Here is a 23,008-nt window from a genome sequence, read left to right on the forward strand (position 1 = left end):
CCTGCGGTCCGTCGCGGATCTCCACCCGGTGAGGCTAGCCCTTCGGCGTCACCTGCAGGCGATCAAACGAGACCTGGATACCGTCCTTGTCCAGGACCACAACATCGTCCCGGCCGTTCTTGACGTCCGGGGGAAGGATGAATTCCACGGTGTTGTCAGTGGTGGGGAAAATCCACCCCAGACGATAACCCGTCTTGTTCAGGTACACGTAGTACCACTCTCCGTACTCGAGGCCCTTCAGCACCACCTTCTGACCCGTGCGGTACTTGTCCGCTGTACCAAGATCCGTAGGCGGCGTCCCCAAATCCTGGACGGTCAGAGCCGGCTCGGTGCTGGGTTGCGCAGGCTGCACAGCCAGGACCAGCGCATCGCCTTCAGCTCCGGCGGCAACCTCACGGGAACCATTCATTGCCTTCACCGCAAAAGACGCAGCGGCCAATCTCCCGCCGGCAATGTCCGCTGCTGTCAGTACGTGCTCGCGGGTGGCTGTCACGCTGGAACCGGCTGCGAGCGCAGCTGCCGAGATACCGGCGTCGGGTGCTTCCAATCCGGTCACGGCGACATTGCCCGCGTTGCCCACCGTGTAGGTGTACGTAACGGGATCGCCGGCACTGGCAAACCTGTCACCATCTGCGTCTTCCCACGTGGCGGAAACGGTTGCTTCAAGCTTGGGCTCACGCACCGTAAGATCCACTTCGCCGCCGTCCACTGTGATGGTTTTGGTGCTTTGGCCTGCGGAACTGACCTCCCAGGTGGTCTTCGGAACGAAGAATCCCTGTTCGGCTTCTTCAGCGGTTACGGTGTGCCTTGGGGTGGTGCATTGGTAGCTCTGCCCGGCCGGCAGGACACTGTAGCGGCAGTTGCCTGGCCCTTCCGGAAGGAATGGGCTGAAGTTGCCAGCAGTCGGAACTACCTTCTCGACCAGCGGACTGGTGTTCTTCACTGAGAACGTATAGGGAACCAAGTCACCTGCAGCGTATGGCTGCGTGGCAAGGTCACGTCCGACGTCGGCACGCGCCCCGCTGATGTCTGCCGTTAGCAGTCCATCGCGCAAGGCGACGGCAGCGCCGGTGAATGGAACAGTCTTTGTGAGGGACGGCGTTGAACTTGCGGTGATGCTGAAGCTGGCTTCCGGCACGAAGAAGCCCCGCTCAACGTCTGCTGCCGTAATGATGTGTTTGGCAGTGGTGCAGTTGTAGCTCGCGCCCGCGGCCAGGTTGTTGTAGCGGCAGTTAGGGGCCGACGGCGGCAGGAACCCGGAATCGAACGTCCCGGACAGTGGCACTGAGTTGGCCGTGACGTTCGCTGTGCTCTTGACGTTGAAGGTGTAGCTGAGGGCTTCGCCTACCTGGTAAGGGTTGGCGACGACATCGCGTGTTGGCGCGGTCCCGGTGATGGTCAGGCCGACTTGCGGGGCCGCGGGCACGGTGGCGGTGAAGGTGAACTGCGAAACCCGGCCATCCGTCGTCGTGAAGGCAGCATTAAGGTCCTGCGGGCCGCTCGCGTTGGCGGGCGCGGTGAGGGCTACATTGACGGTGGCTGATGCCCCCGGTTGCAGGGAAGGAACAGGCACTGTGGTGGCCGACCAGCCGCTGGGCGTGTAGACCGTAGCCGTCGCACCGGACAGCGTGGAGGCTTCCTGATTGGTGACGGTCACTGGAACTTGCTGGGTGGTCCCCGAAGCGGTGGTGACGGCAGGAACTGACAACGGAGCGCAGGCATAGTTCAACCACGCGTCGTCGAACTTAGCGAACGGCATGTTGTCCGTGTAGTTGCCTTCGTAGAGGACTCCGAACGTGCCCGCGGCCATCCGGGTGACAGTGGAGTAAGCCGAGAATCCGGAACGGATGGTGCGGACGCCCGGCCAGGTGGCGCCGTCGTCGCAGGAGACGCGCGCGGAGACATTTTCGCGGCCGGTCTTGGAGTTGGCGTTGGTGAAGATCAGCTTTTTGGCGTCGGCAGAGCCTTGGGCGGCGTCCGGGAACATCCGCGATATGGAGCCGTTGTTGGCCGGGTCCGGGAGTTCAGTGTCCTGCGTGACGGGACCGTACGTTGCCCCGCCGTCCGTGGAGATGGCCACCTTGCGGTACCCCTGGTTGGCGTTATCGCGGGAGTTCAGGAGTACGCGGCCGTCGGAGAGTTCAACGGTCTTGTTCTCATCCATCCGGTCACCGACGTTGGCACCCTTCTTCCACGTAGCACCGTGGTCATCGGAATAGATGGAGTAGGCCTGGATCTTGTTGGTGCCGTCAGCCTGGCGGACATCACCGGCGTACTGCTGGATCAGGCGGCCCTTGTACTGGCCGTACTTCAGTTGGATGCCCTCGCCGGAGGATGCGAAGTTGGACCGCACATCGCCTGCCGCGGGGCTGGTCTTGCTGGCTCCGGGCTTGGTGACACTGGTGATGAGCCGCGGCTGGCTCCAGTTGAGGCCGCCGTCGGAGGATTCGATGACGGCGGATGAAATGACGTTCCGGTCGTTGTCATCGTTTCCGAACTGGCTTCCACCGAAACCTTGGTCTTTGGAGTACACGAAGAATGCGAAGACTTTGCCGGCCTCGGCGTCGTAGACATACGAGGGGTCGCTGTATCCGTATTTGGGACCGCTGGAGTCGGCAACATGTCCGGCGGCAATGGTCGTGACGGGCCCCCACGTTTGCCCGCCATCGGTGCTGCGGCGCTGCACTATCGAGTTCGGATTCGGAGCATCCGTGGCCGATCCGGGGCGACCATCCCACGCGGCAAGGACCACGTTGTTGCCCAGGTACGTCAGGGCGGGGATCCGGTAGAAGAAGTTGGCGGCCGTGCGGTCCGCGCCGAGGTTGGCCTCGGCGAAGGTGCCTGGGGCGGCTGTGGGGTTCGCCGGTGGGATGGGTGCGGCGGTGGCGGGTAGGGCCAGCCCGGCCAGAAGGCCCAGGCTCAGCATGCCGGTAACTGCGATATAGGCGGGCGATGGTGATCTCAAATCGAGGTCCTTTCGAGTGGATGCTACGTGCTACGTCGAACGTCCTACCACCATAGGGTGTTCTGGGTCACATAGCCAGCATTAAGGTGGATTCGGTGCTCCGGGGAGGCCAGGCGGTAGCCTCGAGAAAGAACCACCCACCCCCATGACCTTGGAGTTGCCGTGAAGATCCTTGCCCCGGACACCATCGAACTGGACCTCACCGAGCTCACCGATGCCGGGGACGAGGTAGCCACCTACGCCGTGGACCAGCCCATTCCCGGCGATCACCGCGATGCCGAGGTCCTCATTGCGTGGCGCAACACCGCGGAAAACCTGGCGGACGCAGCCCACGGAATGCCAAACCTCAAGCTGGTCCAGACACTGGCCGCCGGGCCCGATTCCGTTCTGGCGGCCGGGTTCGCCCAGCACGTGGCCATCACCTCCGGCCGCTCGCTGCACGACGGTCCCGTCGCCGAGCACGCGCTGGCGCTGGTTCTTGCAGCGGTCCGGCGCCTGGACGTCCTGCAGGAGGCCCAACGGAACACCACCTGGAACACGGAGTTCAACGCCGCGCAGTCCGATCCCGCGACCGAACAGCTTTACACGCTCGACGGCGCCAGCGTCACCATCTGGGGCTTCGGCTCGATCGCCGGACGGCTCGCTCCCCTGCTGGCCGCCCTGGGTGCGAAGGTCACCGGCGTGGCCAACTCCAAAGGTGAGCGCTACGGCTTCCCGGTGGTCTCAACAGAGGAACTCCCCCACGTCCTGGGCACCACCGACGTGCTGATCTCCATCCTTCCCGCCACCCCCGACACCACCGATGCCCTGAACGACGACATCCTCCGGCACCTTCCGGCCAGGGCCGTTTTCGTCAATGTGGGCCGCGGCGCCACCGTTGACGAAGACGCACTGCTGGCCGCCCTGCAGGAGGGACGGCTCCGTGTGGCAGCCTTGGACGTCACCAAGCAGGAACCGCTCCCGGCGTGGTCGGAGCTGTGGGCTGCGCCCAACCTGATCATCACCCCGCACGTGGCCGGTAACCGGCCCAAGGGCTCATCCCAACTGGTCGTTGGCAATGTCACTGCACTCAAGGAAGACCGTCCTTTGACGAACCAGGTTGCCGGCCAGGGGCACGAAGCGGCAACGTAAAAGCGGGCCTGACCTCCGCGGAGGTCAGGCCCGCTTTTGCGGCAACGGTCAGGCGTGCTCGTAGGTCAGGCAGTCAGCCGCTTCACGGCCGGGCCCTACCCTGACGTCGTGTGCTTCGCACATGAGGTTGTTGTTGTGGACGCACTCGGATCGCTGGCACGCACCCACGTGGGCAAGGACCTTGGGAAGGCCACCCATCGCATTGGTGTCGATGAACGTTGCACAGGAGGCGTGATCCTGGGTGCCACCAATGGTGATTCCAAATGCGGTGCAGCCGTCGTGGTTGAAGCCGCAGCTGCCCACGCTACAGGCGGATACTTCGGCAATGTGTTCGGTCATTGTTCCTCCTGGCTGGATCCTGAATGGTATGGGGGCGAACCCCCGCGTGTACCTCCAAGCTACGCCGGAATCACATGGTTGAACCCGAATCATTAGCGCATTTGTGCGTGCGCTATTAGCCGGCTAATTGCGGGGTGTTCGCAGTGCTTCGCTGATCTTTGCCCGCGTTTCCTGGTCCAGCGGTGCCGTGAGGTGCCGCTCCCGCGCAGCCCTGTCGGACAGGATCTTTTGGATGACCATCCGGCCAAGCCCGGCAAAAACGGCCGCAGCCACAACGCCCAGCACCATCGATTTCGGTTTCTCAGCCATGCGGCAATCCTAGTGACGCAAGCCACCCACGGCCAGCGCCGCCGCCGAACCCTGGCAGCGGCGGCCGCCGGGCTTGGCAGCGGCGACCGTCGGGGCTTGGCGGTGCCGCCGTCGGGCCCTCAAACGGGGCATTTTCCGCCGTGACGGCGGGGGGTCCTCGCGGAAACGGGCTGAATAGGGTATGTGCGCTGCTCCCGGTAGAATAGGTGTGCAAGCTCGCGGAGCGCCCCCCATGCCGTTCAAACATTGCAGTTCACAACCGTGTTTAACCCTGTGTTCTAGACGCTGTTTGGATGCGGCTGAACGGCGTGAGACGGCACCTCCGCGGCAGCCTTATTTAAGGTTCACCCAACTCACCGCACAGGAGTTACCGGATGCCCCGGATCGTCGTTGACGTCATGCCCAAGCCCGAGATTCTGGACCCCCAGGGGAAGGCCATTGTGGGTGCCCTGCCCCGCCTCGGCTTCAACAGCTTCAGCGCAGTCCGCCAAGGCAAGCGCTTCGAACTGACGGTCGACGGCGAGGTGACCGACGCTATCCTGGCCCAGGCCCGCGAAGCTGCCGAGACCCTCCTGTCCAACCCGGTGATCGAGGATGTCGTCAACGTCGAGGTCGTCGAGGCCTGATATGACGTCGATTCCCCTGATTGGCGAGGCTGTAGCCGTCGCCGCCGAGCCCAGGCTCGCAGGCGCCAAGGTTGGCGTCGTCACCTTCCCCGGCACCCTGGACGACCGCGACGCCGCTCGCGCAGTACGGCTCGCCGGCGCCACGGCGGTTCCGCTCTGGCACGCCGACTCCGAACTGGGCGACGTTGACGCTGTCATCATCCCCGGCGGATTCTCCTACGGCGACTACCTCCGTGCAGGCGCCATCTCGCGTTTCGCGCCGCTGATGACCAAGATCATCGATGCTGCCAACTCCGAGGCGAAGCTTCCGGTTTTGGGTATCTGCAACGGTTTCCAGATCCTCACCGAGTCGCACCTGCTGCCCGGTTCGATGATCAAGAACGACCACCTGAAGTTCATTTGCCGCGACCAGACGCTGCGCGTGGAAAACGCCAACACTGCCTGGACCGTGGATTACACCGATGGCCAGGAAATCATCGTGCCGTTGAAGAACCAGGACGGCCAGTACATCGCGGACGAGAAGACCCTGGACGCCCTTGAAGCCGAGGGCCGCGTGGTGTTCCGCTACGTTGGCTTCAACCCGAACGGCTCCCGCCGCGACATCGCCGGCATCTCCAACGCCGCGGGCAACGTGGTGGGCCTCATGCCGCACCCCGAGCACGCTGTTGAAGCCGGTTTTGGACCCGAGGCTGGTTTGTCCGGCTCCGCCGGCGCTCCCCGCGACACCGACGGCCTCGGATTCTTCACCTCCGTACTGACCAAGATTGTGGGAGGCGACAAGTGACCACGGAAACCACCAAGAAGTTCAACATCGACACCGTTGAGCACGCTGCCAAGACCCCGGACACGGAACTTCCGTGGTCCGAACTGGGCTTGAAGCAGAACGAATTCGACGAGATCGTCAAGGTCCTTGGCCGTCGCCCCACCGGCGCCGAGCTGGCCATGTACTCCGTCATGTGGAGCGAGCACTGCTCCTACAAATCCTCCAAGAACCACCTTCGCCAGTTCGGCGAGAAGGTCACCGAGGAAATGAAGAAGGACATGCTGGTGGGCATCGGCGAAAACGCCGGCGTCACCAACCTTGGGGACGGCTGGGCCGTGACCTTCAAGATTGAGTCCCACAACTCGCCGTCGTTCGTTGAGCCGTACCAGGGTGCCGCAACCGGCATCGGCGGTATTGTCCGCGACATCATCTCCATGGGCGCCCGCCCGGTCGCCGTGATGGACCCGCTGCGTTTCGGCGCGATCGACCACCCGGACACCGCGCGCGTCATGCACGGTGCCGTTGCCGGCATCGGCGGCTACGGCAACTGCCTGGGCCTGCCGAACATCGGCGGCGAAATGGTCTTCGACTCCGTCTACCAGGGCAACCCGCTGGTGAACGCACTGGCCGTGGGCGTCATGCGCCACGAGGACATCCGCCTGGCCAACGCCTCCGGCAAGGGCAACAAGGTTGTCCTTTTCGGTGCCCGCACGGGTGGCGACGGCATCGGCGGCGCGTCGGTGCTCGCCTCGGAGTCCTTCGACGACACCAAGCCCTCCAAGCGTCCCGCCGTCCAGGTGGGCGACCCGTTCGCTGAGAAGGTCCTGATCGAGTGCTGCCTGGAGCTCTTCAAGGGCTCACTGGTTGAAGGCATCCAGGACCTGGGCGCCGCAGGCATTTCCTGCGCCACGTCCGAGCTCGCCTCCAACGGCGACGGCGGCATGGAAGTTGAACTGACCTCCGTCCTGCTCCGCGATCCCACGCTGACCCCGGGCGAGATCCTCATGTCCGAGTCGCAGGAACGCATGATGGCCGTGGTCACCCCGGAAAACATCGAAGCGTTCGAAGCTGTGATGGACAAGTGGGCCGTGGAGTACTCCTGGTTGGGTGAGGTCACCGACACCGGTCGCCTCATCATCACCTGGGAAGGCGAAGTAATCGTCGACGTCGATCCCCGCACCGTTGCGCACGACGGCCCGGTCTACGACCGTCCGTTCGCCCGCCCGGAGTGGCAGGACTCGGTCCAGGCCAACACCTTCACCGGCTCCGTCGAGGACGCCGGCCGCCCGTCGGCTCCGTCCGAGCTGGCTGCAGCCGTCACCGAGCTCATCGCATCGCCGAACATGTGCAGCAAGTCCTGGATCACCAAGCAGTACGACCGCTACGTCGGCGGCAACACTGCCATGGCGTTCCCGGACGACGCCGGCGTGGTCCGTGTTGACGAGGAAACCGGCCTGGGCGTTGCCCTGGCCACCGACGCCAACGGCCGCTACACCTACCTTGAGCCGTACCAGGGTGCACAGCTGGCATTGGCCGAGGCCTACCGCAACGTTGCTACCTCCGGCGCCGTTCCGATGGCCGTCAGCGACTGCCTGAACTTCGGTTCCCCCGAGGACCCGGACGTCATGTGGCAGCTCGCAGAAGCCATCCGTGGCCTCTCCGACGCCTGCATGGAGCTCGGCATCCCCGTCACCGGTGGCAACGTCTCGCTCTACAACCAGACCGGCGCCACGCCCATCCACCCCTCCCCTGTGGTGGCTGTCCTGGGCAAGCTCGACGACGTCGCCCGCCGCACGCCGTCGGGCTGGCGCGAGGACGGCCAGGCCATCTACCTGCTGGGCACCACCGCAGCAGAGCTGGATGGTTCGGAATGGTCCAACCTGCGCGGGCACCTCGGTGGCCTGCCGCCGAAGGTCGATCTTGCTGCCGAGCGTGAATTGGGCCAGATCCTGATCAACGCTTCCCGCGATGGCATGGTCGACGCTGCCCACGACCTCTCCGAGGGAGGCCTCGCGGCTGCCCTGGTTGAGTCCTCGCTGCGCTACGGTGTTGGCGCCCGCATTGCCCTTGAGGAACTGATGGAGCGTGACGGCGTGGACCTGTTCACGGCCCTCTTCTCCGAATCCCAGGCCCGCGCTATCGTCTCGGTGCCGCGTTCGGAGGAAGTCCGCTTCAAGGACATGTGCACGGCCCGCGGCTTCGCCCACATCCGGATCGGCGTCGTTGACGCTGCCGGTGGAAAGCTGGAGATCAACGGGGTGGACGAGCTCTCCCTGGACGCCCTCAGCGAAGCACACGAAGGTACGCTGCCTAAGTACTTCGGCTAAGACCTCCCCGCTTAAAGCAACGCGGGGTCACTTACGGCCCATAAATCCCCTCGGGATGGGCCGTAAGTGACCCCGCGTTGCTTCTTTAAGCCGGCCAGGCATCCTGTCGGGCCAGCTGGGCCGTGAACTCGGCCTCCGGCAACGGCTTGCCGAAATAGTAGCCCTGGCCGCTGGTGCAGCCAATGCTTAGAAGGGCTTCAGCCTGCTCGGCCGTCTCAATACCCTCCCAGATACCGTCGAGGCCGCAGGAGCGGATCACCTGCTGGATGGCAGCAAGGAAGCCGAGCTGCGTGGAGTCCTTGCCCAGTTCCTTCACGAACTGACGGTCCACTTTCACGCGGTCCACGGGAAGTTTCCGGAGGTAGCCCATGGACGAATAGCCTGCGCCGAAATCGTCGATTTCCAGTCCCACTCCCAGCCTCTGCAAGCTGGCCAAAGTGTAACGGTCCAGTTCGTTGTTGTGGATGATGGCGCTCTCCGTTAGCTCAAGCACCAAAGACTCCGGAGCCAGGGACTCCTCCGCCAGGGCCTCGCTGACGTCGTCCACGAACTCAAGGCTTTGCAGGTCCGCGGCGGAGACGTTGATCCGCATGGAAAAGTCATGGCCCGCGGTGGCCGGATCCTGCCGCCACTCGCGCAGTTGCCGCACAGCCGTCCTGAGGACCCAACGGCCCAGCTCAGCAATGAGGCCCGTGGCTTCGGCCACCGGAATGAACTGGTCCGGCATGATGAGGCCATGCTCGGGGTGGTTCCAGCGGACCAATGCCTCGGTTCCCTCGATCCGACCCGTGGCAAGCTCCACAATCGGCTGGTAATACAAGACCAGTTGCTCCGAACGAATGGCGTCGCGGAGTTCCCCCACGATCTGGCGTTGAAGCTGCCGGGCGTGCAGCGTTCCCGGGTCGAACACCTTGAGCTTGTTCCGGCCCTCGTTTTTCGATTCCTCCATGGCCAGGTCGGCTTCCTGGAGGAGGTCCTCGGCGCTGTGGTGTGCTTCGGCGATCCGCAGGCCCATGCTCGCCCCGCACCGGACGGAGTTGTTTCCCAGGTCGATGTTTGGTTCCAGGGCGGCAAGGATGCGGTTCCCGACGGCGGTGGCCCGGCTTTGCGGGGTGGCCGGCAACAGCACGGCGAACTCGTCGCCGCCCAGGCGGGTGACGACGTCGTTATCGCGGACGGCCGACTTGATGCGCATGGCCACCGTCACCAGGATCTGGTCCGCGGCGGCATGGCCGGCGGAGTTCTTCAGTGCCTTGAACCCGTCCAGGTTCAGGAGGAGCAGCGCTGGCGGTGCGGCACCTTGGGCCGTGGCAGCCTGCGCATCGTTGTAGGCGTTGATCAACACCAGGCGATTGCCCACCCCGGTCAGGGCGTCGGTCAGGGTGTCCCGACGCTGTTCGTAGCGAGCCTGGTGCAGTTCCTCCATCAGGGCCTGGATGTGCCGTTCCAGCCTGCCGATCCTGGGGTCCAGGCCTGCTGGAGAGCCGGACGAAATGCTGGTCACGACTCTTCCAGGCGGCGCAACGTGGTGTCGGCAACTGCCTGTGGTTTGGAAACGGGATTCCTGCGCTCGTCCAGGAAAAGGCGGTAGGATGCGATGTCCAGCCGGCCGTCCGGTTCTGCCTTGTACCCTGCCCGGTAAACGTGGGTGATCCAGGACCCGCCCAGGATGGCTTCGATCCAGGCGTCGCATTCGGCCAACGGCAGGTGGACGCGGCTGCCTGTGTTGCGGCGGTGCCCTGCGATGGACACTGTGATGCAACTGCCCTTGAGACCTTTGTCGGCCGTGAACCGGGCGAGTCCTTCGACGTCGGCCACTATGGTCAGGTTGGCGTTTCCGTCCTCGACCGACTGGACGGGACTCATCCGCACTGACCGGCGGCCGGCATTCAGGGACGGAATTGCCGCCCCTTGGTACGGTGCGCTGGTGATGTCCTGCCTGAAAGCGGACAACTCGTGGTTGTGCTGGATCTGGATCCTGGTGGTGAGTTCATTCATGATCGTGCCTCATCCGCGATAACGGCCGCCTGCAGGCGGTCTGCTCCGACAATCCGGTTTCTTCCTTGTGCTTTGGCGCTGTACAGGGCCGCGTCCGCTACCTCGATCATGAAATTGAGGTCCGCGGCAGCGTTGGGGCTGGACGTGACGCCATAACTGATCGTGGGAAACGTGACACCTTCCGGGACGGCCGTGGCGGCCATGCGGCGACTGATCTCGCCGGCGATGTTCTCGGCCCGTTCCTGGGTGGCCCCCGGGAGGAAGAGGATGAATTCCTCGCCACCGTAACGGGCTATGAGGTCGGTGGACCTGGCAGAGGCAGTGCAGGCAGCTGCGAAGGCTTTAAGGGCGACGTCCCCGGTGCCGTGTCCATGCTCATCGTTGACGGCTTTGAAGTGGTCCAGGTCCGCCAGGATAATCGCGACGTTGGACTCGGTGGCACGCAAGCGTTTGAGTTCGCCAGTGGCGAGGTCCAGGAAGGTTCCACGGTTCAGCAGGCCCGTCAGGTGGTCCCGGGTGGCCCGTTCCTTAAGCCCCTTGATGAGCTGGTCGCTGGTCAGTGCCGTCATGCTGAAGGACACGGTGACCAGCAGGACCATGGACACCAGCCCGGATGGTGCGGGCCCAAAGTATGTGCGGAAAGTAGCGCTGGCGGGACCTTCCATGGCGTAGACGGCCCAGCGGCCCAAGTAGTACAGGGCCAGCAGGCCAGCGGCCAGCGAAAGTGCCTTATGCGCCTGGGAGTGGGAAGACTTGATGAGCCAGAGGTCCCTGGCCGCCAGTGCAATGCCCGCTGTCATCATGGCCAGGTATACGAAGCCCCCGGACCACACATTGGTTCCAGGTTCCTCCAGCAGAGAGGCAACGGCCGTGATGCCGGGGCCCGCTGCCAGCTGCCACGGCGCTGTTTTGAGGTCCCGCAACGACCTCGCTCCGGCCCAGACGCTGAATGCGCCAGCTACCACCAGGACATTCCCCGCCGGGTTGGCCCACTGCTGATGGGTGGTGCCGTTGAGGAGGAACGCCGCGTTGCCCACCATGAATTCCAGCAGGGCAATGCTCCACCAGCCTGCGTAGGGTGAGCGGGTGCGGTAGAAAGATGCGCAGAAAAGCGCGAAGAGCGTCAGTGTGACCACGCCCAAGGCAACCCGTACAGAGAATGCATCGAGAACCATCGCCCAACCCCCTCAGCTGGTAATGCTTCGGCCTTTGAGCCCAGTGTGATGTGGCTCGCTCAACCCAACTGCGGCATTACCTCAAGATTGGCTCAAGATCCCTGGGTTCAGGGCGGATTCTCACCCGGCCCAGTGGCCGTCGTCGTGGAATTCAGCTTCCAGGCCGTGCGGTGTCTTCTCCCACTTGTGGGGACTGGTCAGCATCTGCCACGCGGCCCGCCAAGCGGCCACCGAGTGCAGCACCCAGTAGAAAGGGTTCAACAACGCGAAGATGGCTATCCGCCAGCCGTGGCGCCGCAGCGTGGCGATACCGGAGACGATGATCATCATGGCGTTGCCGAACAGCATGGACACCACGCCACCCACCAGCAGCCATTGGGGCAGTACCAATCCAACGATGTCGTAGCCGATGTACGTGACCACGGTGAACCCGACCACCAGGGGGTAGGCGAGGAATGCCAGCGGTGTTCCCAGGATCAGGCCGAGGAAGCCGATGGTGCCGGCGATCCCTGTGCTCTTGATGTACCGCAGCGAGTTCCTTGTGTTGACGGCGGAGGTCACCATGTAGCCCTTGATCCACCGGGTGCGTTGCTTGATCCAGGCGGGAACCTGCGAGCAGGCTTCTTCCCACGTGGTGGAGTCAATGACGCCCACCCGGTATCCCTCCACGGCGGCACGGAGTCCCAGGTCGGCATCCTCGGTGACGTTCCAGGGGTCCCACGCACCGACTTCCTTGAGCAAGGAGGTGACGAAGTGGTTGGAGGTCCCTCCCAACGGCAGGGGAATCCCGGAGTTGTCCAGCCCGGGAAGCATGGAGTCGAACCAGTGGGTGTATTCGATGGTGAACATGCGGGTGAGGACGTTTTGGTCTGCGTTGAAATAGTTCAAGGCTGCCTGGACACAGATGAGGGGTTTGCGGTCCGGGTTGAGGTGTTGCCGCTCGAACTCGTCCTTCTTGAACGCTGCGATGGATGCCCGCAACTGGCCCGGATCCGGACGGTCCTCGGCGTCGTAGATCACCACGTACTCCCCCCGGGCGAAAGTCAGCCCGTAGTTGCAGGCACGGGGCTTGGTTTGCGGCTCGCCCTTGGGCACGATCAGGATGCGCACGTACTCCGGCGGCCTGGAAGCTTTCGCGGCGGCGATGGTTTCGGCGTCGTCCTCTTCCAGGAGCACAAGGACGTCGAGCTTGGAGCGCGGGTAGTCCAGCTGCCCAAGGTTGACCAGGAGTTTATCGATGATGTTGGCCTCGCGGAACACCGGAACCAGGATGGTGTAGATGGGCAGGTCAGCGTCAGGAACCCGCTCTTCCGCCACGGGTGGGAGTCCACGGCTGGCCCGTTCCTTGTTCCTGGCCTTGGCCACTGCGGCCTCATGCAGGGTGTCGAAGGGCCGGCGGAGGCTCGCCAGTGACTTGAAGCCGATGCTGACCAGGAACACGATGTTGGCCGCTGCAAGCAGCACCACGACGGCGGTCAGCGGGGACACCACGAACGCCGCCACGATGCCTGCCACGAGGACCACCGGCAGGATTCGCTGCCACCGCGTCAGGGCCGTGCGCGCAGATTCCCCCGGACGCTCTTCGGCGAGGCGTTCAGCCGATTCATAGAGAAGGTGCCGACGGAACGATCGCTGGATGGATTGGTTGATGTCCCAGTCGGTGGTGGTGCGGAACTCGACGGCGGCGGCCCCGAACGTCAAGGCTGCTTCATGCGCAATGGCGTCCGTGGGTGCCACTGCAGTGGCTATGGTGAGGACATCGCCTTCCATCCGCCAGGGCAACCAGAACGGTTCGCCGAGCTCGCTGTAACCGAGCATCTCCATGAGTGCGTCATCCGCCGGTTCAGCCACCAGGTCAACCAAGGGAGCCTGCCACTGCTGGGCCAGCACTTCATAAATCCGACGGCGGTCCAGCCCCGCTTCCAGGATCAGGTGCCGGCCGAGCAGCCCACCCTCAGCTGCGGCCCGGTCAAGTGCCCTCTGGAGTTGCTCGGGGGTCACGAGCCCGGCTTCGAGCAGTGTCTGGCCGATCGACTTCCGGTTCAGCCGCTGCTCCGCAACGTGGGATGGAGGTGTCATCAGTGTGAGGACCTTTCATAGATCCGGTGTGTTGGCGTGGAGAAAGCGACTGAGTAGCGCACGTTGAATCCGGGGTCCTTCACCATGGCCTGGTACACCAGGTCGGTGGGGCCGGAATCGCGGGCACCTGAGCCTGCCTCCACATTAACGAAGACCCACTTGGCGTACTTCGCCGGATCCTCCAGAGCAGGGGCAAAGTAGTCGCCGGACGCGCGGTTGTAGATTTCCTTGAGGGGAATTCCCATGACGGGGAGGATCGCATTGCCGCGGGCGCTTTCATCCATGAGGATTCCTCCGGACTCATAATGGGCGTTGAGCCAGCGCGCTGCAGCGGTTGAATTGGTGGTGGATTCCGCGGACATCCGGCCTTCTGCCAGAACTGCCAGGCGAGCAGTCGGGTCCACATTCCACCACAGGTTCTGCCCCACCAGTCCTGCCAGCAAAGCACCGACCACCCAAGGCCTGAACCGCCGGGCCCGCGTGATGTCCTGGACGAACACAGCCACGAGGATCGCCACCAGCGGCAGGGCCGTCAGTGCGAATCGGTTGTTCCACCACGTGGACGGCAACGAATGGTCGTTGTTGATCGCGGTTTGGCCCAGGAACAGGCTCAGCAACGCAAAGGCGTAAGCACTGCCGGTCACCGCCACCAGCAAGGTACTGTTCGCGAATCCCCGCCTGAAGACAAGCACGACGGCGCCGCACGCCGCCATCGCGAGGACCAGGACGCCGGCTGTCTCCAGCAGCGACCAATGGAAAGTAGTCAGCGTCAGTCCCAGGTTGCCCTTGGTAGGCAACAGGCCGCCGTCGGTGATGTTCTTCTGCTGGGCGTAGGCAGAGTATTGCCCGAACATGAACTCCAGCGGGTTGCCGTAGATGGCCCAGTTGTAGGAAATCCACCACAGCACGGCGGCTGCGGGAATCATCACGTAACCACCGGCCATGATGAGTGCCTCGCGCCAGGCGCCAGTGCGGCGTTTGGCGACAATGAGCACGAACAGGGTCCCGGTCATGACCAGCGCCCAGCCTTCGTACCTCGAGAGCACGGCGGCCGCCGACGGGATGCCGGCGAAGACAGCGAGTTCACCAGCGCTCATGCGGCGACGGCTGGTTGCCCAATGCGCCAGGCCTGCCATGCCGCCCACGATGCACATGATCAGCACGGGCTCGGTGAGGGCCGTGGTGTAGACGTACAGGACCGCGGGGTTGGCCAGGACAACCAGAGTGGTGGCCAGTCGGCCGGCCCGCCCCAACCCCAGCCGGGCTGCAATCAGGTACAGGCCCGTTGTGGTGGCTGACAAGGCCAGGATTCCCAGGAGCCCGGCCGCCCAGCCCGTGCTGAACAACCACATGTTCACCACGAATGGCGCCAGCAGCAGGTGCGGCATGGGCAACCAGACCGTTCCCAACTGCTCGAAGCCCGGAGCCTTGCTGTCGAAAATCCGGCGGGCGATGGTCAGGTGGCTCTGGGCGTCGGAATAGTCCAGGTTGGTGCCGTGCCCGATCGTGTACAGGCAGGCGAGGTAACCGACCACGGCCGACAGGAGTGCGACGATCCTGGTCCCCGGAACCTTGCGGCCGGCAACCGGAGCGTCGAGCCGTTCCCATGCCCGGGCGAGCAAACCCAGGGCCGCAGGCACTGCCTCCTTCCGGTGGCCGGCACGACGCGTGGCGAGGCTAGTTGCCATGGCCCGGTTCGGAAGATTTCAGCTCCGCATCCACGTAGGCCTGCGCTTCCTTGGCATGCCTCCTGGCCAGCAGGGTGCGCAGCGCAAACGCGAGCCCGAGGACCAGTACGGCTCCGCCGATCCACCAGGCGTACGGACGGTAGTCATCGGTGACAGCCTTCTGCGGAACAACGACGTTGCTCTCCAACAACACCGGCGTACCGGACGGTTGCGTCACCAGGAGGTTGCGGGACAGTGAACCCCAGCCGCCTTCAACCCCGCCCACATGCGCGGCCAGCGATCCTTGGAGCGTGGCAGCTGCCGCGGCGTCGCCTTCGGGGGCCCATGCACCCAGCAACAGCAGGTTGCGGCCGCCCTGTTCAAAAGCTTCCAACACGCCATAGGGGGCGGACACGCCAACTCCATATTCGACGTCGTCAGGTGAGATCGTGCGGAACTCCGCCAAACGCAGGGGTGCTGAGAGCTTGTTGGCTGCCTCTGCCGTGGCACCCACCACCAGCCCGGATTCACTCGATCCGGCCAATGAATCGATGCCCACCACCCGGGTGTCCAGCAGCGAGGCACTGTCCCGCTGGAGGGCAGCGATCAAGGTGGCGGCGTTGAGGGTGTTCGCCTGGGCGTTCCCGTCGCCGAAAGCTACCGGAACGCTCTGGCCCAAAACCTGCGGGAACCGCGCGAAGCCGGCCTTGGTGGAGTCCCCGCGGACAGCCGTCACGGTGCTGCCCGCCGTATCCACTGTGACTTCCATGGGCATGACGCCTGCCGGTCCAGAACAATCGCCGCCGGCGGGGAGTGCTGCCAGCCGGATCCGCAAGCCGTTCTTCGCCTGGAGCTGGCCGGCTGGAACCTCAGCGTCCACACTGAAGGTGTCGCCGCCGTCGAGGTTCCTGGAACTGAGCAGGTAGTCGTTCCAGAAGACCGAAAGCTGCGCCTGGGCGTTATTTGGCACGGCCGTGTGGGTTCCCTTGAGCTGGACCTTCACCGAGGATACAGGCCCGCCGAACTGTGACTGCGAGACACCAACATACGATTCCGGGGTGCCATAGCCCGAGAGCTTGAGCGTGGTGCTCCCGAGGTCCTTGATGCTCTGGGTCAGGCCCTGCGCGGCGGGCAGCGCCGAGGTCAGGCCGGTGACCGAGGGTGTCACCGCGAGCGCGGTCTTGTCGCTGGCCAGGGCCCTGGCCGCGGTACGGAGCTGTTCCTCGTGGCCGCTAAGGACCAGCTGCGGCAGTCCGGCGGTGGTGGTGAGCTTGGTGCCAACCTCGCCCTGGTCGGCCACGACGCTGAGGATCCGGCTACCCGCGGGCAGGTTTGCCACGCGCGCCGCCAGCTCGCCTTCCGGAACCACAGTGACTGCGGCGTCCGGGTAACGGTGCGACATCGCTGCCGAGGCAGTCATGATGGCCGCCGACACATCGGAGCCCGGATCGGCCGGGACGGGAAGAACGACGGCGGGCACGGACGCCGGGAAGAACTCACCCACTGTGGTGGGTGCCTTGGCGGTCCCGCTGAAGTCCACCACCATGTTGTTCAGGGTTGCCGTGGCGTTGGAGAGCACACACATGGTCTGGGTTGCGGGGACGATCTGCAGGCCCACGGTCAGTTGCTGGTCCAGCACGTCGGCGCTGCTGGCAACAGCATCGAGGGCAATGCTGGCAGCAGCGGCAGTCTCCAGCACAACACGGCCGTTGACCGTTGCACGGACTGTGCCCTCCGGCTTCCCGGACACCACGATTGTTCCCTTGACCCGCGTGGGCTCCAGGCCCGTAGCCACCGGAACCACCAGGACCTGCTCCGACTGCCCGGCGAGGGCAGAAACGCTGGACGATGCCTTCAGGGTTGATCCCTGGGAGTGCGCAGCGACTGCCGTCGGAATGGTGGCCACAGACAGGGCCAAAGCGGCAGCGCACGCGAGCGTTACCGCCGCGGCACGGGACTTGGTATGGGGTCGGGTTCGGGTTCGGGCAGGGGCTAAGGGCACGATGTCAGTCCTGGTAACTAGCAGCGAATGAGTCCGTCAGCCTTTTGGGCCAACCTCATAGACACTGCCAACCCCAACTCAAGGTGCGTTACTGCATTTCCTCAAGATTCCATCAAGTCCTCACGGTTCCATCACGCTGACCTGCGGTGATAATGAACCATGTGGATAGGTTGGATCGAGTTCGACGTCCTCTTGGGCGATGTCCATAGCTTGAAGGAAAAGCGCTCGCTGCTGCGGCCCCTGGTGGCGGAATTGAAACGGCGTTTCGAGGTTTCGGCCGCAGAGACCGGCTTCCAGGACCAGCATCGTCGCGCACTGATCGGCGCGGCGCTGGTGGCTCCGGATCACGCCCACCTTCAGCAAGTGCTCGACGCCGTTGAACGGTTCGTGGCTGCCCGGCCCGAGTTTGAGCTGCTGAGCGCCCGCCAGCGGGAGCTGCACAGCGAGGACTAGTAGCCGATGACGGCCAGTCGCGTGGATTCCAGGTGGGAATCGATGGCCTGGTGCGCTGCGTCGAGGCTCCGGCTGCGCAGGGCGTCCACTATGAGCTGATGCTCGCGGAGCACATCGCCGGCGCGGTCCGTCCCCCGGGAGACGGCTTTGACGCCGATCCTCAGTTGCTTTTGCCGTAGCGAGGCGTAGAAGTCGGCGAGGACGGGGTTGCCACCTGCACGGACCATCAGTGTGTGGAACTCGGTATCCAACTCGATGAACCTCGAGGGATCCTTCTTCGCTTCGCGCTGTTGGTCGATGATGCCCTGGAAGGCGTCGATCTGGGCTTCCGCCATGGATTCGAGCGACTGGACAGCCCACTTCTCCACCACGGACCTGGCCTGCAAAATGGCGCGGACGTCCGGGTCCGAGATCGGTGGGACATAAGCGCCTTTGTGCGGGATGCGCTTGACGAATCCTTCGGCTTCGAGCCGGAGCAGGGCTTCGCGTACCGGGGTGCGGGAGGTGCCCGTGGTCTTGGCCAGGACTCCCTCGTTGAGGAATGTTTCCTCGTCGCGGGGAAGGGCCGCGATATAGCTTTTCATCCACTGGTACGCCACTTCCGGCTGCGATTGTGCAGCTGGGGTCATCTGGATCATGCAGAGCCTTTCTCGCGAAGCCCAGTATACGAGTTGCATTCAGGGCCGTCCCTAATACCTCCAAGAAACTTCTTCCATAAATATAGACAGGTTGTATACAGCCCGTCTACAGTGTTGTTCAGTGACGGTTTCCCAGTGACTCCGCTCACGTACGGAACCCCTCAATTTCCTGGGACCTCCCGGGCTTGTTCCCCAGAGCCCCCTGTCCCAACCGCAAAAGGATCCCCACTATGACCGATTTGAAGAAAGCAGAACTGAGGCAGCAGAAGCATTCCAGCCTGCCCGTCGTGGCTGCTTCGAGCCTGGCCGGTACCGCCGTCGAGTGGTACGACTTCTTTCTCTACGGAACTGCCGCTGCACTGGTATTCAACAAACTCTTTTTCCCCACGGATGATCCCCTGGTGGGCACCATGCTGGCCCTCGGAACGTTTGCGGCGGGCTTCCTGGCCCGGCCTATCGGAGCAATCGTCCTGGGGCACCTCGGCGACAAGTACGGACGCCGCGCCACCCTGGTGGCCAGCCTCATGCTCATGGGCGTAGCCACCACCCTCATCGCCTTCATTCCCTCCTACGCTGCGATCGGCGTGGCCGCTCCACTGCTCCTTCTGCTCCTCCGCCTGATTCAAGGATTTGCCCTCGGTGGCGAATGGGGCGGCGCGGTCCTCCTCGTCTCCGAACACAGCAACGAAAGTGCGCGTCGCGCCTTCTGGGCCTCCTGGCCCAACATGGGACCGCCCCTCGGCAACCTCATGGCAGCCGGTGTCCTGGCCATACTGGCCGCCACCATGCCCGAGAGCGAATTCCTGGCCTGGGGCTGGCGCATCGCCTTCGGATTGTCTGCATTGCTGGTAATCATTGGCCTCGTCCTGAGGCTCTACGTCCAGGAGACTCCGCTGTTCAAGGAAGCACAGCGGAAGCGCGAAGCCGAAGGCAGCCCGGAACGCAAGATGCCGCTGGCCATCCTTTTCCGCCGCAACTGGCGGGAAATCCTCATCGCCACGGGCAGCCGCATGGGCGAGAACGCAGGCTTCTACATCTACTCCCTGTTCATCATCACGTACGTCACCCAGATCATGGGGCTGCAGAGGCAGACAGGCCTCACCGCCGTCATGATCGGCCAGGCCGTGGCAGTGGTCGCCATTCCCATCCTGGCCCTTTACGCGGACAAAGTCGGCCGCAAACCAATCCTGATCGGCGCCTCCATTGCCACCGTGGTCTGGGCTTTCGCCTTCTTCTTCCTGCTGAACACCGGGCAACTGTGGGGCATCATCGCCGCCGCAGTGGGTGGACTGCTGATCTTCGCAGCGTACAGCTCGGTCATCGGAGCCTTTTTCTCCGAGCTCTTCCCCACCGATGTGCGCTACAGCGGTACCTCCGTGTCCTACAACCTTGCCTCGCTGATCGCCGGCTCGTTGTCCCCCATCATCGCCCTGGCCCTGTACAGCGCTTTCGGCACCGGTTACGCGATCGGAATCTACCTCGCCGCCATGGGCTTGATCTCCATGGTCTCTGTGATGTTCGCCAAGGAAACCAAGGGCCTGCGGCTCAGCGACCTGGATGAGGACCGAGCATGAAAATCGCACTGGTCCAGGTAGCCAGCCCCGACTCCGAAACACGTGAAGAGCGGATCGACCGCGTCGAAGCCATCCTGCGGGGCATCAAGGGCGCCGAGCTGATAGTCCTTCCTGAACTTTGGAGCGCCGGCTACTTCCATTTCGATGAATACCAGGCCCTGGCGGAAACACTCACCGGGCCCACGGTGTCCATGTGCGCACGGGTGGCCGCGGACCTGGGCGTCCACCTCCACCTCGGCAGCATCATTGAAGCCCACGAGGACGGCCGGCTCAGCAACACCTCCATCCTGCTGGGACCGGACGGCAGCGTGGTCCACACGTACCGGAAGGTCCACGTCTTCGGTTACAAGTCCAAGGAGGCGAGCCTGCTCACGGCAGGGTCATCACTGCCTGTTGTCCAGCTGCCGTTCGGTGCCGTAGCGGGCATCACCTGCTACGACCTCCGCTTCCCCGGATTGTGGATGGAGCTGAGCACCCGGGGTGCGGAGATCGTCATCGTCCCCGCAGCTTGGCCTGCAGCGCGGCGGGAACACTGGCGCCTGCTCACCACTGCACGGGCCGTGGAGCACCAGATCTTCGTGATTGCCTGCAACGCCGCCGGCAGCCAGGAAGGTGCCGAGCTGGGCGGCCACAGCAGGGTGGTGGACCCCGCAGGCAAAGTTATCGCCGAAGCGGACTCCGGAGAAGCCGTGCTCATGGTGGACATCGACCCGCAGCAAGTGAGCGCAGTCCGCACCGAATTTCCCGTCATCGGCGACCGCCTCGCCGCATACGACACCTTGACTGTCTAGAGGAAAATAAATGCAAACACAGCAAACAACAAGGCAAGTCCCACTCACTTTCAGGGTGGTGGGAACGGAAAAAACAATCACTCTCACGGATTTCCACGGAGTGGTGGCCGGCTACACAGGCCGTGATCCTGAAGCAGTCCAACACCACATCGATGAACTGGCGGCCATCGGAGTAGCACCACCGCCGGAAGTGCCTATGTTCTACCGCATGGACTCTGACCTGTTCGAGACCTCGGGCGAGCATGACGCGTCGGAGAACCTGACCTCCGGTGAGATCGAACCCCTCTACATCCGCCACGAGGGGAAGTTCTACCTGGGCATCGGATCCGACCACACCGACCGTGACATCGAAGCCACGGACATCGGCGATTCCAAGCGAGCGTGCCCCAAGCCGGTCGCCGGTGAGGTGATCGCCGTCGAATCCTTGGAGAACCTCGACCTTGACCAGTGCACTGCACGCTCCTGGGTGGATGGCGAGTTGTACCAGGAAGGCCCGTTGAGCGGCCTGCGGAAGCCGGCGGACGTCGTCGAACGCCTTTTGGCCCGCACGGACATCGGTGAAGCCGACTTCATGTGCCTCGGCGGAACCCTGCCGCTGCTGAACGGAAAGTTTGTTGACGGAACTTCCTGGAAGTTGGAGCTCTCCTTCCCGAATGGGACCACCATTGAACATAACTACAAAATCAAGAAAGGCTCACTCTGATGAGGACCGGAAAAGAGTACCTGAAGTCCCTGAACGACGGCCGGACAGTGATCCTCGACGGCGAGGTGGTCGGCAACGTCCTGGAACACCCGGCCTTCGCGAAGGTTGCCCACACCATGTCCGAGCTGTTCGACATCGCAGCCGATCCCGCCAACGGCATGCAGTTCCACTCCGAAGAAATTGACGGCCCGGCCAACCGCACCTTCGCTGCTCCCCGCACCCAGGAAGAACTGGTGCTGCGCCGCGAGGCCATCGAGAAGTGGGCCAAGCACACCCATGGGTGGGTGGGCCGGAGCCCTGACCACGTTGGCACCTTCTTTGCCGCCTTCGGATCGCACGCGGACGTCTTCAAGAACGAGGAACGCGACTTCGCCGGCAACGTGGAGCGGTACTACAAGAAGATCCTGTCCGAAAACCTGTACCTTTCCTACGCGATCATTCCCCCGCAGGTTTCCCGCGCAACCACAGCGTCCGGTTGGGAAGGCGAGTACCTTCAGGTCGGCGTCGTGCGTGAAACCGACGAAGGCATCATTGTCCGCGGTTCGCAGATGCTCGCCACCGGTGCCGCGATCGCTGATGAAGTCTTCGTCACCTGCATCAAACCGCTGGGCCCGGACGACGTGGACTTCGCCGTCAGTTTCGCCATCCCGGTTGCCACTGACGGCCTCAAGCTGTACTGCCGCCGCCCCTTCGCACCGGCTGCCACCAGCGACTTCGACTACCCGCTGACCAGCCACTACGACGAGCCAGATGCCTTGGTGGTGTTCGACGACGTCCTCATCCCCTGGGACCGCGTCTTCATTAACCGGAACATCGACACCCTGCGCCGCCAGTTCTTCGACACCGGCGCCCACGCCCTAGGCAACTGGCAGGCCCAGATCCGTTTCTCCACCAAGCTGAAGTTCATCGCCTCCGTGGCCCGCAAGGTCACCCGGGTGAACGGCACGGACAAGATTCCCGGCGTTCAGGAGAAGCTCGGCGAGCTGGCCGCGATCGTGCAGTCGGTTGAGTCGGCCGTCCTCGCCTCGGAATACACGGCCACAACGGACGACGCCGGTATGAGGGTCCCGGGAAAGAGTGCACTGTACGGGGCCATGGGCCTGCAGTCCGAAACGTACCCGCGAGTGATTTCGATCCTCCGGGACTTGGTGGGCGGCGGCGTCCTGCAGTTGCCCTCCAGCGTCGCCGACATGACCAGCAGCGTGACCCGGCCGGACATGGAACGCTACGTCCAGTCCCCCGGAGTCAGCAGCGAGGAACGCGTCAAGCTCTTCAAGCTCGCCTGGGACATCATCGGTTCGGAGTTCGCCGGCCGTCACCAACAGTACGAGATGTTCTATGCCGGGGCACCGTTCGTGGTCCGTGGAGCCTACACCTACCGGAACTATGGCTACGACGCACTGGTCGCCGAACTGGACACGTTCCTTGGTTCCTACGGCATCGACTCCGCACCGGAAGGAATCTAACC

19 protein-coding genes are annotated in these 23,008 nt (G+C 63.8%); 9 read left to right on the forward strand and 10 right to left on the reverse strand.

From position 1 onward, the window contains the following. Positions 1-34: 34 nt before the first annotated feature. Positions 35-2,926, reverse strand: a complete 2,892-nt coding sequence (locus ACNQOP_RS04100) for an exo-alpha-sialidase (RefSeq protein ID WP_416403608.1) — start codon at positions 2,924-2,926, stop codon at positions 35-37. A gap of 201 nt (positions 2,927-3,127) precedes the next feature. Here ACNQOP_RS04100 and ACNQOP_RS04105 point away from each other — a divergent pair, with 201 nt between their 5' ends. Next, positions 3,128-4,096, forward strand: a complete 969-nt coding sequence (locus tag ACNQOP_RS04105; RefSeq protein ID WP_416403415.1) for an NAD(P)-dependent oxidoreductase — start codon at positions 3,128-3,130, stop codon at positions 4,094-4,096. A 48-nt stretch (positions 4,097-4,144) separates the two neighbouring features. Here the strand turns inward: ACNQOP_RS04105 and ACNQOP_RS04110 are convergent, their stop codons facing one another. Together ACNQOP_RS04110 and ACNQOP_RS04115 are read right to left on the reverse strand one after the other, a co-directional pair. Further along, positions 4,145-4,435 carry a DUF1540 domain-containing protein gene (locus ACNQOP_RS04110; RefSeq protein WP_211713976.1) on the reverse strand — a complete coding sequence of 97 codons (291 nt, stop codon included), beginning with the start codon at positions 4,433-4,435 and terminating at the stop codon, positions 4,145-4,147. Between the two features lie 123 nt (positions 4,436-4,558). After that, the gene (locus ACNQOP_RS04115) at positions 4,559-4,744 is read right to left on the reverse strand and encodes a hypothetical protein (RefSeq protein WP_235521253.1); all 186 of its coding nucleotides are present in this window, start codon (positions 4,742-4,744) and stop codon (positions 4,559-4,561) included. Between the two features lie 374 nt (positions 4,745-5,118). On the opposite strand from ACNQOP_RS04115, the gene purS reads away from it, so the two are divergent. From purS to purL, 3 genes are read left to right on the forward strand one after another with little or no spacing between them, the layout of a single operon-like run. Beyond that, complete coding sequence (gene purS, locus ACNQOP_RS04120) at positions 5,119-5,370, forward strand: phosphoribosylformylglycinamidine synthase subunit PurS (protein WP_011773385.1); 252 nt, start codon at positions 5,119-5,121, stop codon at positions 5,368-5,370. Position 5,371: 1 nt separating this feature from the next. Next, the gene (gene purQ, locus ACNQOP_RS04125; RefSeq protein ID WP_257370523.1) at positions 5,372-6,154 is read left to right on the forward strand and encodes a phosphoribosylformylglycinamidine synthase subunit PurQ; all 783 of its coding nucleotides are present in this window, start codon (positions 5,372-5,374) and stop codon (positions 6,152-6,154) included. Continuing rightward, positions 6,151-8,460, forward strand: a complete 2,310-nt coding sequence (purL, locus tag ACNQOP_RS04130; RefSeq protein WP_416403416.1) for a phosphoribosylformylglycinamidine synthase subunit PurL — start codon at positions 6,151-6,153, stop codon at positions 8,458-8,460. The genes purQ and purL overlap by 4 nt, the downstream gene beginning before the upstream one ends. A gap of 85 nt (positions 8,461-8,545) precedes the next feature. Here the strand turns inward: purL and ACNQOP_RS04135 are convergent, their stop codons facing one another. From ACNQOP_RS04135 to ACNQOP_RS04160, 6 genes are all read right to left on the reverse strand, one after another. Beyond that, positions 8,546-9,964 (reverse strand): putative bifunctional diguanylate cyclase/phosphodiesterase, encoded by a 1,419-nt coding sequence (locus ACNQOP_RS04135; RefSeq protein WP_416403417.1) that lies wholly within the window; start codon positions 9,962-9,964, stop codon positions 8,546-8,548. Then, entirely contained in the window at positions 9,961-10,458 is a 498-nt protein-coding gene (locus tag ACNQOP_RS04140) for a hypothetical protein (RefSeq protein WP_349470713.1), read from the reverse strand. The genes ACNQOP_RS04135 and ACNQOP_RS04140 overlap by 4 nt, the downstream gene beginning before the upstream one ends. Further along, positions 10,455-11,633 carry a GGDEF domain-containing protein gene (locus ACNQOP_RS04145; protein ID WP_416403418.1) on the reverse strand — a complete coding sequence of 393 codons (1,179 nt, stop codon included), beginning with the start codon at positions 11,631-11,633 and terminating at the stop codon, positions 10,455-10,457. Before ACNQOP_RS04145 ends, ACNQOP_RS04140 begins: the two co-directional genes overlap by 4 nt. 120 nt (positions 11,634-11,753) lie before the next feature. Next, the gene (locus tag ACNQOP_RS04150; RefSeq protein WP_416403419.1) at positions 11,754-13,712 is read right to left on the reverse strand and encodes a glycosyltransferase family 2 protein; all 1,959 of its coding nucleotides are present in this window, start codon (positions 13,710-13,712) and stop codon (positions 11,754-11,756) included. Continuing rightward, the gene (locus tag ACNQOP_RS04155) at positions 13,712-15,400 is read right to left on the reverse strand and encodes an ArnT family glycosyltransferase (protein WP_416403420.1); all 1,689 of its coding nucleotides are present in this window, start codon (positions 15,398-15,400) and stop codon (positions 13,712-13,714) included. Before ACNQOP_RS04155 ends, ACNQOP_RS04150 begins: the two co-directional genes overlap by 1 nt. Then, complete coding sequence (locus tag ACNQOP_RS04160; protein WP_416403421.1) at positions 15,390-17,381, reverse strand: hypothetical protein; 1,992 nt, start codon at positions 17,379-17,381, stop codon at positions 15,390-15,392. The genes ACNQOP_RS04155 and ACNQOP_RS04160 overlap by 11 nt, the downstream gene beginning before the upstream one ends. Before the next feature lie 159 nt (positions 17,382-17,540). Between ACNQOP_RS04160 and ACNQOP_RS04165 the strand changes: the two genes are divergently transcribed. Further along, positions 17,541-17,834: a DUF503 domain-containing protein gene (locus ACNQOP_RS04165; protein ID WP_416403422.1), complete on the forward strand. Its 294-nt coding sequence runs from the start codon at positions 17,541-17,543 to the stop codon at positions 17,832-17,834. Here ACNQOP_RS04165 and ACNQOP_RS04170 read toward each other — a convergent pair. After that, positions 17,831-18,472 (reverse strand): GntR family transcriptional regulator, encoded by a 642-nt coding sequence (locus ACNQOP_RS04170; RefSeq protein WP_284985267.1) that lies wholly within the window; start codon positions 18,470-18,472, stop codon positions 17,831-17,833. The genes ACNQOP_RS04165 and ACNQOP_RS04170 overlap by 4 nt on opposite strands. 230 nt (positions 18,473-18,702) lie before the next feature. Between ACNQOP_RS04170 and ACNQOP_RS04175 the strand changes: the two genes are divergently transcribed. From ACNQOP_RS04175 to ACNQOP_RS04190, 4 genes are read left to right on the forward strand one after another with little or no spacing between them, the layout of a single operon-like run. Then, the gene (locus tag ACNQOP_RS04175; protein ID WP_284985266.1) at positions 18,703-20,046 is read left to right on the forward strand and encodes an MFS transporter; all 1,344 of its coding nucleotides are present in this window, start codon (positions 18,703-18,705) and stop codon (positions 20,044-20,046) included. Further along, on the forward strand, positions 20,043-20,837 hold the full coding sequence (locus ACNQOP_RS04180; protein ID WP_284985265.1) for a carbon-nitrogen family hydrolase: 795 nt from the start codon (positions 20,043-20,045) through the stop codon (positions 20,835-20,837). The genes ACNQOP_RS04175 and ACNQOP_RS04180 overlap by 4 nt, the downstream gene beginning before the upstream one ends. Before the next feature lie 10 nt (positions 20,838-20,847). Continuing rightward, positions 20,848-21,540, forward strand: coding sequence for a DUF2848 family protein (locus ACNQOP_RS04185; RefSeq protein WP_284985263.1), 693 nt, complete (start codon positions 20,848-20,850; stop codon positions 21,538-21,540). Next, a complete protein-coding gene (locus tag ACNQOP_RS04190; protein ID WP_416403423.1) occupies positions 21,540-23,006 on the forward strand; it encodes a 4-hydroxyphenylacetate 3-hydroxylase family protein in 1,467 nt (488 codons plus the stop codon). Before ACNQOP_RS04185 ends, ACNQOP_RS04190 begins: the two co-directional genes overlap by 1 nt. The last annotated feature ends 2 nt before the right edge of the window (positions 23,007-23,008 follow it).

Source organism: Arthrobacter sp. LFS091 (assembly GCF_047977885.1).
Lineage (GTDB): Bacteria > Actinomycetota > Actinomycetes > Actinomycetales > Micrococcaceae > Arthrobacter.